Consider the following 19,667-nt stretch of genomic DNA (forward strand, 5'->3'; position numbering starts at 1 on the left):
ATTTCAAAAACGAAATATTCCCAAAATGAAATAAGAAATTTTAAAAGAGAAAAGACTCTAGTGATTTAGCGCAGCGAGAATCACCTCAAGCGCCTCAACCTGCTGGGCCATCTCCATGGTCTCAAAGCTTGGAAGATGAACGAATCCGGCCTTGGCACGCATCTTCTTTTCTTCAATGATATGGCGAATCCCGTAGAAGACGTGGTTGCACACAAAGCGGCCACAGTCGCGAGAGATGGCCACAGGAATTTGCGCTGCCAAAAGAGCGTCCTCAATATCACCTAGTGGAAGTGTTGAATCATAAGTTGCAGGCCCGCCCTCAAAGATCACCTCACCCATCGGACAATTGCCTTCGTTATCGGCGATGCTGGCATCATTTAAATTATGGGCCAGGACTTCGAGATTCACCTCGGCCGCCTTTTCATTGAGGCCAAAGCAGATGATATAGTCGGGATTTAAAAAGAAGGCCTCTTTTTTAAGAATCGAAAGACTCTTTTCAAAAACCGTCGGGAGAATTAATTTGTGAACCTCAAGATGTGAGTAATTGGCCGTGGTTGCTTCCACCACCTCACCACTTGGGTTTACTAAGTTAGTCCCAAACGGATCAAAGCCTGTGATTAGAACCTTCTTCGCTCGCATACTAGTATGAGACATACTCTAACCTGAATCCCCAGCGCGCTTCATCGATATTTGTGCGCGGATAGATCGAATTATTTTTTGCACTAAAGGCCGTCTCACACTTTCCTTCACTCACCTCATCCATCGAAAGGAAATTTGTGCGAGTCACACTGCCATCCTTTGTTGAGATGACAAGCTCAGCTGCACCGTAGTTAAAGGCGATCTCCTCGTCCATATACTTAACGGCAAGAAGATTTTGCGTCACATACTTCTTTCCAAGCACCTTCACATCTGTTCGATAAATCATATACTGATCCATCACAAAGAAATTATCACCAGAGAGAATCATTTTACGAAATGAATTTTCCTCATTGGTGTAATCACCATGACACTTAAAAAGCGTGTTGATTTCAAATTTTCCACCAAGGCTTTTTAAAATCACCTTGCCCGATGAATTACGAGTCATGGTATGACTTAGAAAAAGATAGGCCATGCAATCCCCGTCCGTTGAAAGAGCATTGGTGTAACTTGTCGTAAGGCCACCTGGATGTCGAGACTTAAGAAGATCTGCCGAAAGACTACAATTATAAACTTCATCCTCCATTTGATAATCTTGATAGCAGACATCAATTTGGTGCTTTAAGCTTTTTAAGTAATCTAACTTCTGTCCCACTTTTATGCGAAACTGCTCCTGGCCTTGAGTATCCTCAGGATAGAATGTCTTTTCAAGCTCGGCCTTTAAGTCACTTTTAAAAGTGTCAGCAATGGCCTCAAGGTTTGAACAATTATTTGCAAAAGATGCAAGACTAAATAAAGAAGTAAGAATCAGTTTTTTCATCCTAATATTCTCCCAAATTTTCGCTTTATCGCCTATTAAAAACTTATTACATTTGTCGTAAAATCAGACACTTAAGAGGTTAATAAACTTGCAGATATTCCGATAAGGTAGCTGTGAAGATAGTTGGAATCATTGGACTTTTATATATTTTAACCCTTAATACCCTAGCACTTGATGCTGGCCTGTTAAGTAGTGCCCAAGAAATTGTAAAAAAACATAAGATTGAAAAGTCCCTTACAAATGAGCAAAAATTTAATGCTTATATTGTCTTGGCCTTTGAGCTTGAAACTCATGGCCACCTAAAAGAGGCGATTACATTCTATGAAAAGGCCAAGGCCCTCAAGCCTAAAAAGATTGACCCTCTTGAGCTAGAGACATCCTACTTATTTGCGCTTTTTAAATCAGACCAAAAGAAAGCAAAGAGTTATTTCAAAACATACAAAAAAGAAATCGTTAATTCTAAAGATAAGAATAAAGCTAAAATTCTAGATTATTGGGAAGCAGTCTTTTCAAATTCAAAGAAAGTTCAAAATGGCTTCTATGGCCAATTCTTTAAAGACCAAAATGTTAAAGAACTTATGACAAAGAAAGACTACGCCAAGGCCCTTGCTCTTAGAAACCCAACGGGGCTTGAGCATGCTAGTATCAATGCAAAGATTGAGTATGATGTTCTCTCGCGCCTAAGAGGAAAGAAGAATGGTTTCTACTGCGAACAAATGCTTAAGGAATTTCCAAATTCCTATGCCATCTCAATGGAGATTTGTCGCTATATAAAAACTGGAAAGCTTAAACACAAGGGATTAAAAGAGCTCATTCAAAGAGCAAAGAAAGAGGCCCCGAGTCTTCACTATCTGACTTTGGCCTTAAAGGATATAGAGTCGTGAAGTTACTTCTATCCTTACTCTTTCTTAGCTCATTACTAAGTCTACAATCTTGTAACCAAACAACCCTAGGTGCGGCCACAGCGGTTAAGAATCTTATTACAACTCCCTACCGTGGAGCGAAGACAGCGATTAGTAATTATCAGTACAATCAAATTAAAACCAGAAGTGAAACGGCCCAGGAAAAGCAACTTATTCCAGAAACGGATAGCACATGTATTGGCACACAAATAAATTCAGGGCCAAGCGATGATGGAAATTTCACAAGTATCGAAGAAATCTTTTTTTATACCAGAGAACAGGTCTGTGAATGTAAGGCCTGGGGAAGTTGCACAAATGAGACTTGTTCGTGTGAGACACTATGCCCGAATAACTTTGATATCTTCAAAAGAAATGATCAATTATATGAAAATAGTAATATTGAAAACTCCATGGCCTTTAGAAATTATGACTCCCTCGCTATCTCAGATATCGAGGGTACCCAAGGATACTGCTGGGGACATGCTTCTCTAACTTCAAAGTTTAATCGCCTGGCCTTCTTTGATGAAACCAAAAAAGACAAGCGTATTGCAATGAATGGTGCGCCAGATTCAAAAGAGCGCAAGGAATCAATCGAATACTATAAAAAGATCATTGATGATATTGCTGATAATAAAGTGAGAGATATTCCTGGATTCAAGAATCTTTATGAGTTTTCGGCCCACCCGGAGCTTCAGTCCTATATTGCAACAAAGATGGCAAAGGAATGGGCAGACAAGGCCATGACATTTCAAGGCCTAAAGACAACTCTTTCCACGACACCAATGGCACAAGAGAAGTCACAGCAGCTCCTTGAAGATATCAAAAAGAAAATTGATAATAATCAACAACCTCAACTAGTCTTCACAAAGAAAGATACAACAGGCTACACTCATGCTGTCCTCATTTCTCATTATCGAATTGTTAACGGCGAAATTGAGCTTTGCGTACGAGATAATGATGTCGTTCCTTTATTTAATTATTTTTGCCAAGAAAAAATGAAAATTAACGAAAAAGGTAATCTTGAGTATAGCAAAGAAGACTGGGGAGAGCTTGGGGGAGCGACAATCGCTCACAATGATAATGCTGATGCTGCTGTCCAATTTCAAGAATTAAGAAGTCATTGTGCAGACCAAAAAAAATGCCCCCTTACGGAGGCATTTTAATATCTTATTTTGCTTTTACATCGAACACTTTGGACTGAAGTAGCTCGCCTTTGTAAGAAACATCGACTTTAAACTTAAGCTTATCGTCTTTTGTCTTTTTCTTAAACTTATAAGTTAGAGAACCTGTTGCTGTCACACCGCGACCTGGAGCTGCAACCTTAGTTGATCCCTTCTTAAGTTCAACAAACTTGTCACCTTCTAGAACACTGATAGCAACATCGTAGCTTCCAGGAACAAAGTCACGCTGGCCTGTTAGCTTAACTTTTACGTCATGGCTTCTAAACTTACAGTTAAATAGACCTAGCGTACACTTGCGATCCTTAACCTTATCATCAAACTCAAGGGCCACTTGAACTTCTGGGTTAACCACAACATTTGCATTAAATGTTGCAATCTCAGTGTAGCTTCCACTTAGTTCATCACCTGGGTAAGTTAACTCAATCTTCATTTCAATATCTGATCCTGGGCGAGCGTTATTTGCAACCTTCGCTTGGATAACATCAGTTAAATCAATTTGTGCTTGTGCAGGTAGCACTCTTAGGTTTGCTCGAGAGTTTACGATCTCAACATTTGAAGTCGCTGCCACAACTTTTGCACTGATTGCTCCGCGATTTGAAGCAAGCTTTCCGAAGTTCACAAGGCCAAGTCCAACAGAGAATTTTCCATCTTGAGTTAGACCTTTTGCATCTTCAGTTTTAACACTTGTTTGTGCTGCCTGGTTAAGTCTTACAACAGCGTTTGCTGCAAATAGCTTCTTTGCTTGAGACTTACCAAGAGCAAGCATTTCTTCTTTAGCTGCTTGGATATTTTCATCAAACCCAGCTTCCTCACCATCTGCAGCACCATTTTTAAAGGCAACTCCCTCACCTTCTAAGCGAGCTTCAGCAAAGGCAGTCTTGTAGGCCTTATCGAAACCTTTTTGCGTTTCAGCTTGAAAATTACCAGCGGCAGCTTCATCGCGAGAACTCTCAAAGAAGTCCACGTAGCCTGCGAAGTAAGTATCTTTGTGACTAGCACTAAATTCAGCTTTATAAGCGGCATCGTAAGAGGCGCCACATGCTTGCTTGAAATCATTAACACCTTTGTAAACATCAAAGCAATTTTTGAAGTCTTCATCGATATCGATACGAGTTGGTGCAGTGTAAGCATATTGTGGTAGCGCTTTCGTTTTTGCACGATCATTTTCATAAGATTCAATCTCTCTTTGCGTCTTTGCGATCTCTTGATCGACTTTTGAATTAAAGGCCAAGCTTAACGACTCAGTAGACGCTGTATATTCAGGAGCGACGAAATCAAATGCTTCTGTAAGTGGTGAAACAAATTCTTGTGCCATTGAGAATGCTTTTTCTAAGAAAAGGCTTCCGTTAACACTATTTGATAACATCACTCTATTTGTTGGTTTATTTGAGAAAGTCTCGCTCTTAACTTGCTCATATCCTCTTGGGAATTCTTGTGCTTTTGCTAGACTCTTGGCCTTAGCAACACCGGCTTCATACCCCTTTGCAAAACCTTCATCATAGCTTGCTTGAGAGTTAACACCGGCTTCATAACCTTTTGTTAGCCCGTCTTCTTTACCGTCTTTAAGGCCTGCAAGGTAGCCACGTAGCTCACCTAGTTTTTTGCCGTTTGCACTTCCAAAGAAATTTGCATCTTCTTGTACATCGGCACTTGCCTTATACTCTCCTGCTGTTGCTCCAGCAGCTTCACCTTGAGAGGCCCCAAGAGCTTTTGCATCTCTTTCGTATTGAACGTATAGGTTGCTACGACTTTGGTATGCTTGATATTTCTCATTTGTGATATCTTCAAGATCACTTGCGACTGTATCCGCTCTTGCAAATTCTTCTTCTTTAACAAGCTTATCTTCTAATAGACGGCTTCTTTCAGTTTCAAGTTCAGCGATGCGATCTTCATTACTTGCCATCTGAGATCTCTTTGAAGCGATCACGCTTGAATTTTGCATGATTCGTTGAGATGACTCAGCGATGATATTTTGGTTAGCAACAAGTCTTTCACTTCTCGCCTGAGATTCTTCTTCTAATTCAAGTCTTGTGACGTGAAGAGTATCAAGACGATCAACAAGTAGCTTGATATCTGACTCAACCACAGAAAGTCTTCTCTGGTATGAGTCACGTTCCGCAACAAGTGCCTTCTGTGTATTTCTGAGTGAGCCAACTTCACGACGTTGAGTCTCAAATTGATTCTTTTCGCGATTAAGCTCGTTTCTAAACTTCTTAAGATCAGAATCAATTAGAGCAACTCTTTGTGTCGCCTTTTGCTTTTGATCCTTAAGTGAAGCGATATCACCCTCAAGGCGCTTGATATCCGATTTAACTTGAGCAAGCTTAGCTTGTGCCTTATCAAGATTTGATTTTGCTGACGCTTGTGCAGTCTTAGCTGAATTAAGCTCGCTCTTTGCAGTTGCAAGTCTTTGCTTAAGCTTCTCTAGTTGAGGAGCAGCTTGAGCGATCTCGGCCTCAACGGCCTTGATATCTTGACGAAGGTTTCTAACCTCACCTTTTTTCGTATTAACTTCAGACTCAAGGATAGCAATCTTATTGCTTCCACCATTGATTGTACCTTGTGCCTTAGTAATCTTCTTATTAAGTTGTTCAAGATCAGCAGCTACTTTTGCAAGGCGTGTCTTTGTTTGTTGAATCTTATCTCTAAGGATTTTACGACGCTCTCTCAGGTTCTTGATCTGATTAGCATTTCCACGGTCATTACGATCCCCGGCCATTAGATCCTTAAGGGCCTGCTCTACTTGCTGCATTTCAGCTTCTAGTACCGACCTCTTGTTATCAAGATTAGTCTTTTGAGAAGCAAGAGCCCCTCTTTGTGACTTAAGTCCTTCGATTTGCGATTTAGCACTCTCAAATTCACTCTTTGCTTTTTCAAGCTCACTTGTCTTAGCAGATAGAGCTGTTTGAGCTGCACTTAGCTGAGACTGAAGATTGCTTCTCTTTTGAACAAGTGGCTTAACAGCTTGCTCTTGTTTTGCAATTTTACTCTCGATTTGAGTAACTTTGGCCTGGGCCTCACTTACTTCAGTATTTGCAGTTTGAAGCTTTGTGCGAGCATTTGCTACTTGTGACTCAAACGTTGAAACCTTTGACGTTGCTTGAGCAAGGTCTTGTTTCTTTGATTTTATTTCTTCTTGGATTTTTGGAAGCTTGATATTTAGGCGGTCACGCTCATCAATTGCTTTTGAGATATTTGACTCTAATGATTTGATCTGGTCTCTTGTGCGGTCTAATTTCTTTTGCGCATTATCGAGTCGATCTCCATTAGCTCTGAGACTTGAAAGAACAGAGTCTAGAGCACGCTTAAGATTGCGAGCAGTATTTCGAGGGCCAGCAAGCTCAGACTCTGTGCGATTGATTTCTCCGTTTACATCGTTTAGAGAATCAGCAAGTCTTTGAAGCTCTTGTTCTAGGCCTTGGTTTTCAAAGCTTAGCTCAGAGATTGTTGTCTCTAGATTCATATTCTGTGCATTCAAGTCTGAAACAACAGCGATGGCCTCTTCGATCTCTCTTTTTGAGATTGAGATTTCACTTCCATTGGCCTCAAGTCTGGCCGCTAGTTCATGGATAAGATCACTGATTTGAGTGGCAGACATTCTGGCCGCATCACTTTGTGATTTAGCTGAGTTGTAAGTCGAAAGATAAGTACGGTAGTCAATCTCATCTGGAAGTCCCCCAGGAAGTCCCCCAGGAAGTCCCGCATGTGCACTGGCCGCCATGGCCATAACTGACAATAAAACAACATTTCTGCTTAGTGCATTTGATCTCATCATGATTCCCTCTCCTTTTGATCACTTTGATAAGAAGTGTTTTATAATTCCCTTTTGAGAATGTTGAGGGTGCTTCAAAAAGAAATTAATTCATTGAGGCGATTGTAAGTTTTTTAAAGAAAATGACATTATGATTTGAAATATTTACAAGAATTTAAGGCCAAAAAGGCCCACCTATTTTACTAAGTGGGCCCTTTTGACATTACTTCACTTTAACATTGAAAACTTTGGTATGCAGTACGCTCCCCTTATAGAGGACATCCATTTTGAATTTTAACTCTTTTCCACCGGCCTTCTCTTTGAACTTGTAAGTGAACTTACCTGATTCAATTTTTCCTTGGCCTGGAACTGGCATTTGTGCAGCAGTCTCGTTTAATTCAAGGTACTTACCGCCTTCAAGAACCTCAAGTTTTACTTGGAATTCACCAGGAATATTATCGCGAATCCCCTTAAGCTGAAACTTAATATCGTGAGATTTATACTTACAAACTAGCCAACACTTTCCATATTCAACAGTTTCATCAAAGGCAACTGCATATCTGATATCTGGATTAGGTAGAACAACTGATTTGAAAGTCGCCACTTCTGTGTACTTATCTTTCAGGCTGTCACCAGGATAAGTAAGCTCAATATCCATAGTTACGATAGAACCAGGTTTCGCATTATTAGTAATCTTTGCAAAGATAACGTCCTTTAGATCAATCTTAGTTTCAGCAGGAAGCTCTGCTAGATTCACCTTCTTATCAAAGACCTCTACGTTATCACTTGTTGAGATAACCTTAGCAGAGATAACACCCTTCTCACTTGCCATCATTCCGAAGTTAACAAGACCAAGTCCAACTCCAAAATTACTATCTTGAGCAAGTCCTCTAGGATCACCACTTGTTAAGATGGCACCTCTTGATTTATCAACTCTTACAACGGCCTGTTCTTGAAAAAGGGCCTCCCCTTTCATCTTACCTTCCATCGCCATTTGTTCGCGAAGGTCACCAAGATTCTCCTCTTCAGCTAAGAGTGCTCCATCTTTCTTTCCATTTTCAAATGCAACTCTTTGTCCTTCAACCATTGCATCACCAAATCCATAACGGTGACCACGATCAAGACCTTGCTTATGGGCCTCAGGGTGATCATTTGTTCTCGCTTCTTCTCTAGCATCAACAAATAATTGGTCATACTCTTCAAAGTAAACCTTACGGTGTGAAGCTAAGAATTCTTGGTCATAGATTTCATGATAAGACTCTTCACAGATTGCTCTTAGTTCAGCAACTTCTTTGTAAACTTTTTGACAACGAAGCTTGGCCTTCCCTTCTGTAATCTTAGTCGGTGCAGTATAAACATACTCCGCGCTTCCCTTAATCTCTTCAATATTACTTGTAAGAGCTTCAATTTCATTTTCAATACGAACAATCTCTTCTTCATATGTTTCTTTTGAATCACCTAGATCAAAAGGTACGTGATCTGAGTGATCATCACCTGAATGATGATCTTCTTCGAGACTTGCAAGATATGGCATCTCGGCAAATCCCATAAAGAAGCCTTTCTCCTGAACCTTATTTGTCAGAACAACATGATTCTTTGGAAGAACAGACATTTTCAATTCTTTTGCTTGCGTAAAGGCCGTATGAAAATCTTCTTCCATAGCAATATTCTTAGCGTTCTGTAGCCCGATTGCATAACCTTCTTGATGGCCAAGATCATAATCTTCTTGTGAATTTACACCTTGATTATAACCATCAATCTTCCCTTGCTCGAGACCTTCACCAAGGCCTACAAGATAGCTATCAAGCTCTCCAACATTTTGCCCATTCATGCCACCATACTTATTTGCATCGGCCAGTGCATCAGCAGATGCCGTTTCTGAACCAATACTTGCACCATCAGTGATTGCATCAACTTGTCCAAGAACTTTTGATTCACTAACATATTCATTAAATAGGTTTTGGCGAGTTTCATACTGTATACGAGCATCCTGAGTTGTTTGCTCTAGCTCATTAGCTCTTGCTTCAGAGACAATTAGTGTTTCTTCAGTATTTGTTTTTCTTAAAGTAAGCTCAGCATTTTCTTTTTCAAGCTTTTCAACAAATTCTTGACCTGCTTTTAACTCCGCTTGATTCTCAACGATAGCAGCAGAGTTTGTTCTAAGACGAGAACGAGTTGTCACAATTTCATCCACCAGCTCAGACTTTCTCTTTTCTTTAGTGGAAGCGATAGTATTTAACTCTTCATTTCTCTTACTTGCATCTTCAGACATTTTCTGAGTTTCAAAGATCTTATCATTGATACTAGAAACCTTCTTCTGTTGTAAGTCACGCTTTGCTTCAAGAGTCGTGTGATTTCTAGTTAGTTTGCCAGAGTTCACTTCAGTTTCAACTAACTGATTCTGAGTCTTAACATGATCTTCTTTAAGTTCTTTAAGAGATACCTGAGCAACTCTTAGCTTATCTTTAGCAAGAAGCTCCTTCTTTCTAAGGGCATCTCTCTCTTCAGTGAGGACTTCAATTTCTTCATTTACAAGTCTAAGCTGATGCTTAACTTCTTCATATTCTGTGATCGAGGCACCAAGATCATCTTGTGAGCGCTTTAGCTCAAGCTTTGCTTCTGCTAAAGAAGCTTCAAGCTGTTTAAACCTTGGAGCAGCTCTAATGATCCTTTCATCAACGGCCACCAGAAGAGACTCTTGATATCTAAGTTTCTTCTCAGCACTTTCATATTGCTTTTCAAGGTGCATTAATTTTAAACCACCATCTTTAAGCTTATATTCTACAACTGAGAGCTTTCTCTTAATGACATCATACTCATCATCTAAAACTTTAATCTCCCCTTCTACTTCAAGCTTCTTAGCTAAAAGAACTTTTCTTTCAGAAGTTTGATTATCTCCCAATTGAAGTAAGTCGATTTCGATCTTTTCTAGCTCATGCTTTTTAATTGTATGATCAGCATCGATTCTCTCCATCTCCGCTTTATATGCACTGGCCTCAACCTTAATTGAATCCATCACTTCTTGGTACTTAATTAGTGCAACATGTGATTTTGCATATTCTTTCTTTTCGACACTGATATTAGAAAGAATTGTATCTCTCTTTCTCAGTAGAGGACGAATTGAGCTTGTTTGCTCATTATAATCAATATTAATATCTTCTGCTCTAAGCTTTGCAGCACGAAAGATCTCTCTCTTTCTTACAATAAAAGTATCAAGCTTTTCCATTTCTAACTCTAGAGGTCTCACCTTTGGTGCCACTAGATCTAGTTTTTTCTTATTAGCAGATACTTTCTTTAGAACGCTGCTATAACTTTTCGTTAAACTCTTTACTTCAACTGCTTTATTTTCAGTTTGTTTGCTTAAGAGTGTCACTCTTGCCTTTAGAGAAATAAGCTTATCCTCATTCTCTTTACTTAAGGCACTATTGGCCTCTAACTCGGCCAGTGTTTCTTTTAAGATTGATTGCTCAACTTCAACACTTTTCTTTAAAGACGTTAGCATGGCCTCATTATTATTAATGATAACCCTACCTTCACTAAGTTCTTTCTTAACAGAAGCTAAGATCTCTTCAATCTGCCCCTGCTCTCTAACTAATTCACTTAAGTTAATTTCGAGAATTTCACTCTCTCCACTTAACTCATCGATCATAGCAGTAGCATCGGCAACGATCTTCTTCGTTAACTCAAGATCATGAGTGTTTACTTCAAGCATCTCTGTCATCTTTAAGATTTCAGATTTTAGCTCTTCAACTTTAAATTTCGCTGATTGACTTTGAGTCTTAGAATTATCATAAAGCTTTGAATACTTTTGATAATCGATCTCATCAGGTAATGTTGCATGTGAAGCAACGGCCATAAGTGATAAAATAACTAATTTTTTACTAATTCCGATTGAACTCATATTCTCCCCTTCTTCTAAAAGATCAAAAGACTAACTTAATGCACAAAAAACAGGCCATTGGTATAACCAACAGTCTCATTTGCGTCTAAAATTTGTGAGGAGTATTAAAGCAACTTGAGATTTAATTTAAATTTTGAGGATTGAAAAATGCCTGGCCGCAACTTAAGCAGAGACAGGAAAAGACGGCGGCCAGGCTTTTACACACAAGATAAGGACTTTTCAATAACCTCAAATAAACATTATTTTGACTGATTCACATTGTAAATAGCTCTTCTCAAACTTTACCTTTTCTTTACTTAAATACTTGGCAGATATTAGAAAATTTTCTTGTTTTGAAAAATGGACATTTTTAAAAATAAGATACAAACAAGTATGGGTTTTCAGTAAACCGAGCAAAATAGTCTAGTGAAATCTCCTTTTCTGCCGGTATCTAAACACCTAAATTTATTATATACTTTAAAGGTATAGCTATTTTCCAATTTACAATAAAATCTCTACATAAATGGAAAGGGGGAACAAATGAAAAAGCTTTTTACATTATTACTTTTAGGTTCTGCACTAGTAATGACTTCATGTGGTTCATCATCAAAAACTGATGACTCGTCTTCTGTAGAATCTGTTGATTACAACAATGCTTCACTTGAAGTAAATGGTGACTCAGACTCTGGTAAAGCAGGTAATCTAAGAACTGTTTATTTCGCATTTAACTCTTCAGGACTTAGCTCATCAACAAAGTCAACTCTTGAAGCAAACGCTGACTTCTTAAAAGAAAATACTTCTGTAGAAGTACAAGTAGAAGGTCACGCTGATGAAAGAGGTGGACGTGAGTACAACATGGCACTTGGTGAAAACCGTGCACGTGCAATTAAGAACTACCTAGTAGCTCTTGGTGTAGATGCTTCTAGAATCTCAACTACTTCTTACGGGAAGGAAAGACCAATTTCATTTGGTCACAATGAAGATTCTTGGTCACAAAACAGAAGAGGAAACTTCGTAATTATTGCAAAGTAATCTTTAAAAAATGAAAAAATTAAAAAATAAAATCACATTTTTAATTTTACTTCTATCTTTGGGTAGCTGCGGTCTTACGACCGTACGCCCGAAGTTAGAAATGACTTATGCACAGGTTGCTTTCCTTGCGGCCAAGGAAGCTGGCGGACAAACACTCGCCCCTAACCTCTACCGAAAGGCCGAATTCTACTACTTAAAAGCAAAATCAAGCTACAAGAGAAAATTCTTTAATAAAGCTAAGAAGTACGCCATTCTTTCTAAGCAATTCTCAGAAAAGGCCGAGTTCAAGGCATATCGTAAGAAAACTCTCGATAGCATTTAATATATCTTATTCGGAGAATTTCTCATGAAGAAAACTTCCCTACTTACTACGATTACATTAACAACATTAATGGGTGCTTCAATGACCTCTTGTAAAACACAAGAACAAATTGAGCGCGAACAAAAAATCAATACAATGTCTGTTCAAATGCAACAGAGTCAAAAACTAAATGCAGACTCTCTTTCAAAGATGCAGGAACTGCAAGATAGTGTTCTCCAATTCCAAGGACAACTTGAAGAGTACACAAATGGTAAAGACCAAAAGCTTGAAACTGTTGATCAAAAGCTTCTAAAACTTGAAGAACAAAACACTGCTCTTACAGATGAAGTGACAAAGCTTACTGCAAAGATTGAAGAACAGGATAAGTTCATCAAAGAAGTGCTGGCACTGTTAAAAAAAAAAGAAAGTAAGCGAAAAGAATTAGCAAAAGCGAAAAAGCGCTTACCTTATGATCAGGCCATGTTTCTTTATGGAAAAGGCAAATACGGTGAAGCTCGTCCGATCCTAGAGAAGCTTTTTAAAGAAGGTAAAATCAAAGGGAAAAGACGTGGACGCATCATTCACAACCTGGGAATGATTTCTTATATCCAAAAGAGAAATGACGATGCTGTCACATACTTCTCGACTCTTTATACATCAATGCCAAACTCTGCTTACAACGGTAATGGACTAGTCTATCTAGCAAGAACGTTTAAGAGACAAGGACAAACAGAACAGGCCATTGTGACTCTTGAAGAAATGCTAAAGTCATTTCCAAAAAGTCGTCACGTCCCTACTGCTAAGAAGTTATTAGCTAGTTACAAAAAATAAGGTATGTAAATAATGAAACGAATTTTAGGACTCCTCAGCTTAACCTTTGCTCTTTCTTGCCAAAGTATTATTGACTTGGACCGTGACAGTGAAGAGATAAAAGTTGAAGGACCGAAGTTTTCTATCCTCTTTTCTCACTCAATTTCTGGTGAGACTCATCCATGTGGATGTCGCCAATTCCCTCTCGGAGGACTTCCTCAAGTAGCGGGCTTTATGAGTGAATTTAAAAAGGATCATCAATATCTCTATATCGACACAGGAGATATGCTCTTTCCGTCTTCAGTCGTACCAAATCATATTGAAAAGTCACAAAAATTTGCGGCAATCTCGCTAGCAAAGGGATTAGACAAACTTGGCCTAAAATATACAATTCCAGGTGATCAGGATTTAGCAGCAGGACTCGACTTCTACAAAGAAGTTCTTTCGCAAGTTAGCTTTAAGGTCCTCGTTTCAAACCTAGCAGATAAGAAGTCCCTTCCCCACCAAGAATTTGCTAAGATTACTTTTGGTAAAAGTACAATTTTTCTAACAGGAATCGTGGCCGCAGGAACCTTACAGTCTGAGTACAGAGACCTATTTGTTAACCCTGTTCAAGACTTTAAGAACACAATAGCAAAACTTAAAGAAGCGGGCTTTGATGAAAAAAACCCTCTTCATAAACTTGTTCTTATGTCTCATGCTGGGCTTGATTATGATAAGAAGTTTGCTGAAGCTTATCCTGTCATTGACTGGATTATTGGCTCACACTCACAAAGTTTCACTAATTACTCAATTGACGTTGGAACGACTCAGATTGTGCAAGTTCTTTCTAAAAACCACTACCTTGGAGAAGTCGCCTTCTCTGCAGGGCCCCAAAAACTAGAAAAAGAATTCTCTTACCATGAAATGCGCGAGCAATTAGGAGAGAAGATTCCAAATAATCCATTCACAACTTATATCAATAATCACAAGCAAGAGCTTGATAAGATTCGTGACCAAGAACAAAAGAGCCTAAGCTTTGCTGACACTGGAATCAAGAAGCTCGCAGATACAAAGAGCTGTCTTGAATGTCACTCTGATCAAGGAGATCACTGGGCAAAGACTCCTCACGCGATCTCTTTTGGAACGCTTATTATTGCCAAAGAAGAGAATAAAACTAGCTGTATGCAGTGTCACTCACTTGGGATGAATGAAGAAGGTGGATATATCAATCACAACGATATTGTTCACTTCAAAGATTTGAAAACAAGTGATGCAAAATTTAAGGCCCACAAAGACAAGTACTGGCAGGACGTAACAAATGCCTTTAGTGGCGTGACTTCAGTTCGCAAGCTTGATACTAAGAAGATTAATTCAATTCGTGTTGCCTGGGATAAGGCCAATGAAAAGCATAATGTGGAGCACTCATTTGCCAATGTCCAGTGTCTAAACTGTCACGATATGGTTACAGATCACCCATTTGCTATTGAAGACGAGATACAAAAGAAAGCCCATACAAAGGCCGCTATTAAGAATAAGTGTCTTGGTTGTCACACTAGTGACCAATCACCTGAGTGGTATAAGAAAGATCGCGATGGAATTTATTCTGGAGTAAATGACGAGTACTTTGAAAAGATGTACAAGAAGATGGCGCACTAACTATTGTAGTCGCCTCTTCTTAGCTTTCTTTCCACATCTTTTTTCTGCTGATCAGATCTCTTATCATGAAGCTTCTTCCCTTTTGCTAGGGCAATTTCAAGCTTAACACGTGAGCCTTTAAAGTAGATGATTGTAGGAACAATCGTTAGCCTTTCGGCCTTTGCACGGTGAGCGATCTCAGCAATCTCTTTTTCATGTAAAAGTAGCTTTCTCTTTCTCGCCTCTTCGTGATTAAATTGATTTCCAAATTCGTATTCAGGAATTTTGATATTATTGGCCCAAACTTCGCCGTTCTTATCAATTGTAATATGGGCCTCACCAATCGAGACCTTTCCCGCACGTAGGGACTTAACCTCAGTACCCACTAAGGACATTCCTGCTTCGTAAAGTTCAAGTAACTGATAGTCGAACTTTGCTCTCTTATTCTTGGCTATTATTTTCTTTCCCATTATTTACTCATTTAAATACTTATATAAATTTTGAAGGTCCTCTAATTTTAGCGCTTCTGCTCTAACTGTCAAAGGCTGATTGATTTTGGCCAGGGCCTGTTCAATCTTATCCGCTGGAGCATAAGTCTTTAGAACCTTTCCAAGTTGTTTTCTCTTAAATTGAAAAACTGCTCTTAAGAATTTCTCAAATTTACTAAATTCAGACAAAGGGATTACTGGACTCTCCAGGCGCTCAAAACTAATAACAGCTGAGTCAACCTTTGGCGGAGGTGTAAAGGCACCTGGAGGCGCTTTAACAAGTAGAGATGTCTTAAAATATGTTTGTGATAAGGCCATTAGTGAGCCCATGAAATTCTTCTTTGAAGCAAAGGCAAAGACCTTATCTGCAACTTCTTTTTGAAACATCAACGTCATATACTTAATAGACGGAGTCTGTAAGAATTTAAGAAGAAGTGGAGTCGAAATATTATAAGGTAAGTTTGACACAAGCCATGTCTTATCCCCTAATCCCTTTTCTCCAATAAAAGCTTCAAAATCAAATGCCAGAGCATCTGTAAAATTGATATTTTCGGCCTTCACAATTGGCGCAAGATATTCAATCATACGCTCATCTTTTTCAACAACATGAAGGTTTTCATTATGGGCGGCCAAATTCTTAGTCAAAATTCCTGGGCCAGGCCCGACTTCAATGATATTTGCGGCCTTATCTGCAAAGTCATCTGTAATTTTCGTAATAATATTTTGATTATTTAAAAAGTGCTGACCGAGATCTTTATTGGCCCAAGGTAGTTTTGTTTTTGACTCATCCATGATTAGGCCTTCCTATGTTCTTTCTTATTAATAAAACGCGATCTCGCATCGATACTTAGTGTGTCTGGGTATTGAATACGACTATTATAATTTCTAAAAGCATAATTTGCGATCATGGCACCATTGTCTGTACAAAATTTCGGTTGCACAAAGTGTACTTGCTTATACTTCTCCTGAAGCACTTTTCTAAGATAGCTATTGCATGCAACACCACCACCTACAACAATTGGAAGGTTGTTAAATCCCTTCTCTTTTGCGGCCTCAAGGGCGTAGCGAAGCTTAAGCGCAAGAGCTGAAACAATAGCGTGTTGGTAAGAAGCACAAATATCTTTAGTATCCTGATTGATATCTTCTGGTGACTTAATTAAGTACTGTGGGTTTTTGTCGAGGAATGTTCTTAGTGATGTCTTCACTCCCGAAAAGCTTAGGTTGCAATCTTTTGAACCTTTTAAACCAATTGGAAATTCAAAGCGATTGATATCACCTTCTTTGGCAAGGTCATCAATGATACGGCCAGCCGGGTAACCTAGTCCCATAAGCTTTCCACCCTTGTCATAGGCTTCACCTGCGGCGTCATCAATTGTTGAGCCAAGAACTTCAATCTCATCACTTGCAGTTACAAGCGTGTAGAGACTATGTCCCCCACTTACGAGTAGTCCTAAGTATGGATATGAGACTTTCTCAGTAAGGTGAATTGCTTCAAGGTGAGCAAAGAGGTGGTTTACTGCAAAGAGATCAACTTTCTTTAAGAGAGAGATTGTCTTAGCAGCATTAAGTCCTGTTAAAAGCGGCCCAAGAAGTCCTGGGAAAGTTGTCACGCCAACAAGATCAATATCTGAAAGTTTCACACCGGCCTTTCCAATCGTTTGCTTGATAAGAGGCGCTAGTTTTTCAAGGTGATTTCGCGAGGCAATCTCCGGTACAACCCCACCCCATTGGGCAAGCATTTGCTCTTGAGAAAATAGCTCAAAGGCCAACACTTCAGGAACTTCACCATGAGAAATCTTATCAGGATCTCCCTTGAGAACTGCTACTGATGTGTCATCACAACTTGTTTCAATACCTAAAATATATTTAGTGGCCACGAAATATTCCGATCTTACGAGTAAATAATAAGATGCACCCTATCATTATTTTAAGATTTTATCGACAATTTTGATGATTTTTTCAAAGTGATCGCGTCCGAAATTATCCGCTAAGTACTGATAAATAGTACGGCTTTCGTCGAGGTTGTAGTTGCGCAGCTCTATTTGCTTAGCAAGTTCATGAGCAACAATAAAGACGGCCGTTAGTGGCTTGATCTGATTGGCATAGAGACCTCTTGGGAATCCTGAACCATCTGGCCTTTCATGGTGATTGATTAGAATCTCATACATATTCTGGTCAGTTAGGCCTTCCTTCTCAAGCATCTCACTCATGAGGCGCCCATGACCTAGAACGACGTTCTTATCATAATCAGAAAGCTCGGCCTTAAGTAGCTCTTCTTGGGAAGAAATACGGGCCAAGTTTTCATCTTCAAGAAGAAGATCGTGAAACACCGATGTACGGATTATGGTTTCGATATTATCTTTTTTTCCCCATGCTAGCTGCTTTAAGATCTCGACGCCAAAGAGGCTCGTCAGATAGCAGTGGTCATAGAGATAATTAGTCATATTCTCACGCTCTTTTAAAAGACTCTTAAGCTTAAGACTCCCCTGCGCAAGTTTTGAAATATTTGAAACATAGCTATCGACAACAGTAGAAGTTCCGGTGCTAATTCCATAGCGGCCAACGAGGCGCTTAAGTGTCATCATGGACTTTTGAGCAATATCTAGGTGTTCAGCTGGAGTAGAAGGATCATACTTTAAAAATGAAACCTCTCCTGCCTTCTTCACATACTCATCAATATCGTCTTTGTTGATATAGAGGTAATTAATATCGCGATCGAGATAGCTTTCAATTTGAGAAATTGTAAATGTGTCTCCGCGGTGAATAACCTTTACGAATTTAGAATCGCTAAGTTTTACGTAAGTATCACAGATGGCCAGCGTTCCCCTAAGGAAGTATTCAGTATTGATCTTCTTATAAGCACTACTGGACTGAACAAAAGTCGAGATCCCACCTAGTTGTGTTAAGAGTGTTTCAAATTTAACAAATGAAAATGGCTTTGGCAGATGCTCTCTTTTCTTGTGATAAGTAATATCTCTCTCGAAATTAACAAATTCTGCTTCCGTATATGAAGTGATGATAAGAGATGGGATATTGCAATCGATAGCATCACAGAAAGAGAAGATATCCTCATCCCCTTCTCGGAAGTAATCTGAAACGATTAGCTTGAAATCTTTAGATGACTGAAGCTTTGCTTTTAATTCCTTAAAATTAGAAACACGAACAACATTCACACCTTGGAAAGCATTCTCAATTCCCAAGACATAAATATCACTAAGTTCAAAATCTGGTTCGGCCACTAGTACGTTAAAACTCATAGAGGGTATTTTAACACTTCCATGCTTAGAAACTAGAAGGAACTTTGTGCTTTAACGAACCCAGTAAAGAACCATGGCGATATAGCAACTTAAAAAGACTGCACCAGCAATGCGATAGAATGATCTTTTAGCAAAACAAAGCGCAAGTAGAAATAGCGCAGCAAATATCAGAGCAGACATCTCAGGTATAAAGTTTTCTGCAATTTTAATTTTGTAAAATGCCAAACTCCCCAGAACGAAGGCCGCATTGAAAATATTTGAACCAATAATATTTCCCGTGATGATATCCGAGTTCTTCCCCTTTCTGCTTGTCATGATTGCCGTAACAAGTTCAGGAAATGAAGTTCCAAAGGCAACAAAGATGGCCGAGATAACATAGCTTGAGATCCCAAACTCGAGTGCAACAGCTGTTCCACTCTTAACAAGCAACTCTCCCCCACCATATAAAAGAGCGAAGCCTGCAAAAAGATGAATAATCTCTTTTGGCCCAATTTTCTCTTCCTGGCTTTGAGGCTGTTTCTGGTCTCCAAGGTGAGCACGCTCTTTTTTCATTGAAGCAAATGTATCCCATAGGTAGAAGGCCATAAACCCGATAAGTAGTGCACTTCCCCACCAGTAAACCTGGTCTTGCAAAAGAACAATTGCAAGAATGGCCGTAAGCGCTAGATGTAGTAGAAGTTGTTTCTTAATCTCTTGCCCAGAAATGAAAAGGCGCCCCATAAGTCCTGACACACCAAGAATGAGAAAGAGGTTTGCAATATTTGAACCCACGATATTTCCCAAGGCAATCCCCGGCTCACCGCGATAACTTGCCAGCTGAGAAACAAAGAACTCTGGAAGAGATGTTCCGAAACCAACAATAAGAAGTCCAATGACAAGAGGTGATAATCCAAGGGCCAATCCAATCTTTTCCGCGGATTCCAGAGCAAACTCCGCACCGTAGTAAAGCATAACAATAGCAAGAATTAATAACACAACTTGTAAAACCATAT

Annotated in this window: 15 protein-coding genes; 6 read left to right on the plus strand and 9 right to left on the minus strand. The window is 39.3% G+C overall.

Features of this window, described 5'->3' with window-relative positions; translation table 11 throughout:
• Nucleotides 1-57: 57 nt before the first annotated feature.
• The gene (locus ACRXC1_RS12185) at nt 58-654 is read right to left on the minus strand and encodes a pyroglutamyl-peptidase I (protein WP_433659165.1); all 597 of its coding nucleotides are present in this window, start codon (nt 652-654) and stop codon (nt 58-60) included.
• Complete coding sequence (locus ACRXC1_RS12190) at nt 641-1,456, minus strand: hypothetical protein (protein ID WP_433659167.1); 816 nt, start codon at nt 1,454-1,456, stop codon at nt 641-643. The genes ACRXC1_RS12185 and ACRXC1_RS12190 overlap by 14 nt, the downstream gene beginning before the upstream one ends.
• Before the next feature lie 113 nt (nt 1,457-1,569).
• Between ACRXC1_RS12190 and ACRXC1_RS12195 the strand changes: the two genes are divergently transcribed.
• Both ACRXC1_RS12195 and ACRXC1_RS12200 read left to right on the plus strand, forming a co-directional pair.
• Nucleotides 1,570-2,340, plus strand: a complete 771-nt coding sequence (locus ACRXC1_RS12195; protein ID WP_433659169.1) for a hypothetical protein — start codon at nt 1,570-1,572, stop codon at nt 2,338-2,340.
• Complete coding sequence (locus tag ACRXC1_RS12200; RefSeq protein WP_433659171.1) at nt 2,337-3,521, plus strand: hypothetical protein; 1,185 nt, start codon at nt 2,337-2,339, stop codon at nt 3,519-3,521. Before ACRXC1_RS12195 ends, ACRXC1_RS12200 begins: the two co-directional genes overlap by 4 nt.
• A gap of 4 nt (nt 3,522-3,525) precedes the next feature.
• Here ACRXC1_RS12200 and ACRXC1_RS12205 read toward each other — a convergent pair whose 3' ends face one another.
• Nucleotides 3,526-7,314: a hypothetical protein gene (locus ACRXC1_RS12205; protein WP_433659173.1), complete on the minus strand. Its 3,789-nt coding sequence runs from the start codon at nt 7,312-7,314 to the stop codon at nt 3,526-3,528.
• Between the two features lie 199 nt (nt 7,315-7,513).
• Nucleotides 7,514-11,191, minus strand: coding sequence for a hypothetical protein (locus ACRXC1_RS12210; protein ID WP_433659175.1), 3,678 nt, complete (start codon nt 11,189-11,191; stop codon nt 7,514-7,516).
• Between the two features lie 519 nt (nt 11,192-11,710).
• Here ACRXC1_RS12210 and pal point away from each other — a divergent pair.
• From pal to ACRXC1_RS12230, 4 genes are read left to right on the plus strand one after another with little or no spacing between them, the layout of a single operon-like run.
• The gene (pal, locus tag ACRXC1_RS12215) at nt 11,711-12,202 is read left to right on the plus strand and encodes a peptidoglycan-associated lipoprotein Pal (protein WP_392858951.1); all 492 of its coding nucleotides are present in this window, start codon (nt 11,711-11,713) and stop codon (nt 12,200-12,202) included.
• Between the two features lie 10 nt (nt 12,203-12,212).
• Entirely contained in the window at nt 12,213-12,524 is a 312-nt protein-coding gene (locus tag ACRXC1_RS12220; protein WP_040314832.1) for a DUF4398 domain-containing protein, read from the plus strand.
• A gap of 24 nt (nt 12,525-12,548) precedes the next feature.
• Complete coding sequence (locus ACRXC1_RS12225; RefSeq protein WP_433659178.1) at nt 12,549-13,334, plus strand: tetratricopeptide repeat protein; 786 nt, start codon at nt 12,549-12,551, stop codon at nt 13,332-13,334.
• Nucleotides 13,335-13,346: 12 nt separating this feature from the next.
• Nucleotides 13,347-14,951: a multiheme c-type cytochrome gene (locus tag ACRXC1_RS12230; protein WP_433659180.1), complete on the plus strand. Its 1,605-nt coding sequence runs from the start codon at nt 13,347-13,349 to the stop codon at nt 14,949-14,951.
• On the opposite strand, the gene smpB is transcribed toward ACRXC1_RS12230, so the two are convergent.
• Genes smpB through ACRXC1_RS12255 form a run of 5 tightly spaced genes read right to left on the minus strand, consistent with a single transcriptional unit; the run spans nt 14,948 to nt 19,665 of the window.
• On the minus strand, nt 14,948-15,400 hold the full coding sequence (smpB, locus tag ACRXC1_RS12235; RefSeq protein ID WP_392908673.1) for an SsrA-binding protein SmpB: 453 nt from the start codon (nt 15,398-15,400) through the stop codon (nt 14,948-14,950). The genes ACRXC1_RS12230 and smpB overlap by 4 nt on opposite strands.
• Nucleotides 15,401-15,403: 3 nt before the next feature.
• On the minus strand, nt 15,404-16,210 hold the full coding sequence (gene rsmA / locus ACRXC1_RS12240) for a 16S rRNA (adenine(1518)-N(6)/adenine(1519)-N(6))-dimethyltransferase RsmA (protein ID WP_433659182.1): 807 nt from the start codon (nt 16,208-16,210) through the stop codon (nt 15,404-15,406).
• Nucleotides 16,211-16,212: 2 nt separating this feature from the next.
• Complete coding sequence (gene tsaD, locus ACRXC1_RS12245) at nt 16,213-17,295, minus strand: tRNA (adenosine(37)-N6)-threonylcarbamoyltransferase complex transferase subunit TsaD (protein ID WP_433659184.1); 1,083 nt, start codon at nt 17,293-17,295, stop codon at nt 16,213-16,215.
• A 45-nt stretch (nt 17,296-17,340) separates the two neighbouring features.
• On the minus strand, nt 17,341-18,675 hold the full coding sequence (locus ACRXC1_RS12250; protein WP_433659186.1) for an HD domain-containing phosphohydrolase: 1,335 nt from the start codon (nt 18,673-18,675) through the stop codon (nt 17,341-17,343).
• 51 nt (nt 18,676-18,726) lie between these two features.
• On the minus strand, nt 18,727-19,665 hold the full coding sequence (locus ACRXC1_RS12255; protein WP_433659188.1) for a calcium/sodium antiporter: 939 nt from the start codon (nt 19,663-19,665) through the stop codon (nt 18,727-18,729).
• Nucleotides 19,666-19,667: the final 2 nt, after the last annotated feature.

Origin of the sequence: Halobacteriovorax sp. GFR8 (assembly GCF_050955245.1) — a bacterium.
In the GTDB taxonomy this organism is placed as follows: Bacteria; Bdellovibrionota; Bacteriovoracia; order Bacteriovoracales; family Bacteriovoracaceae; genus Halobacteriovorax_A.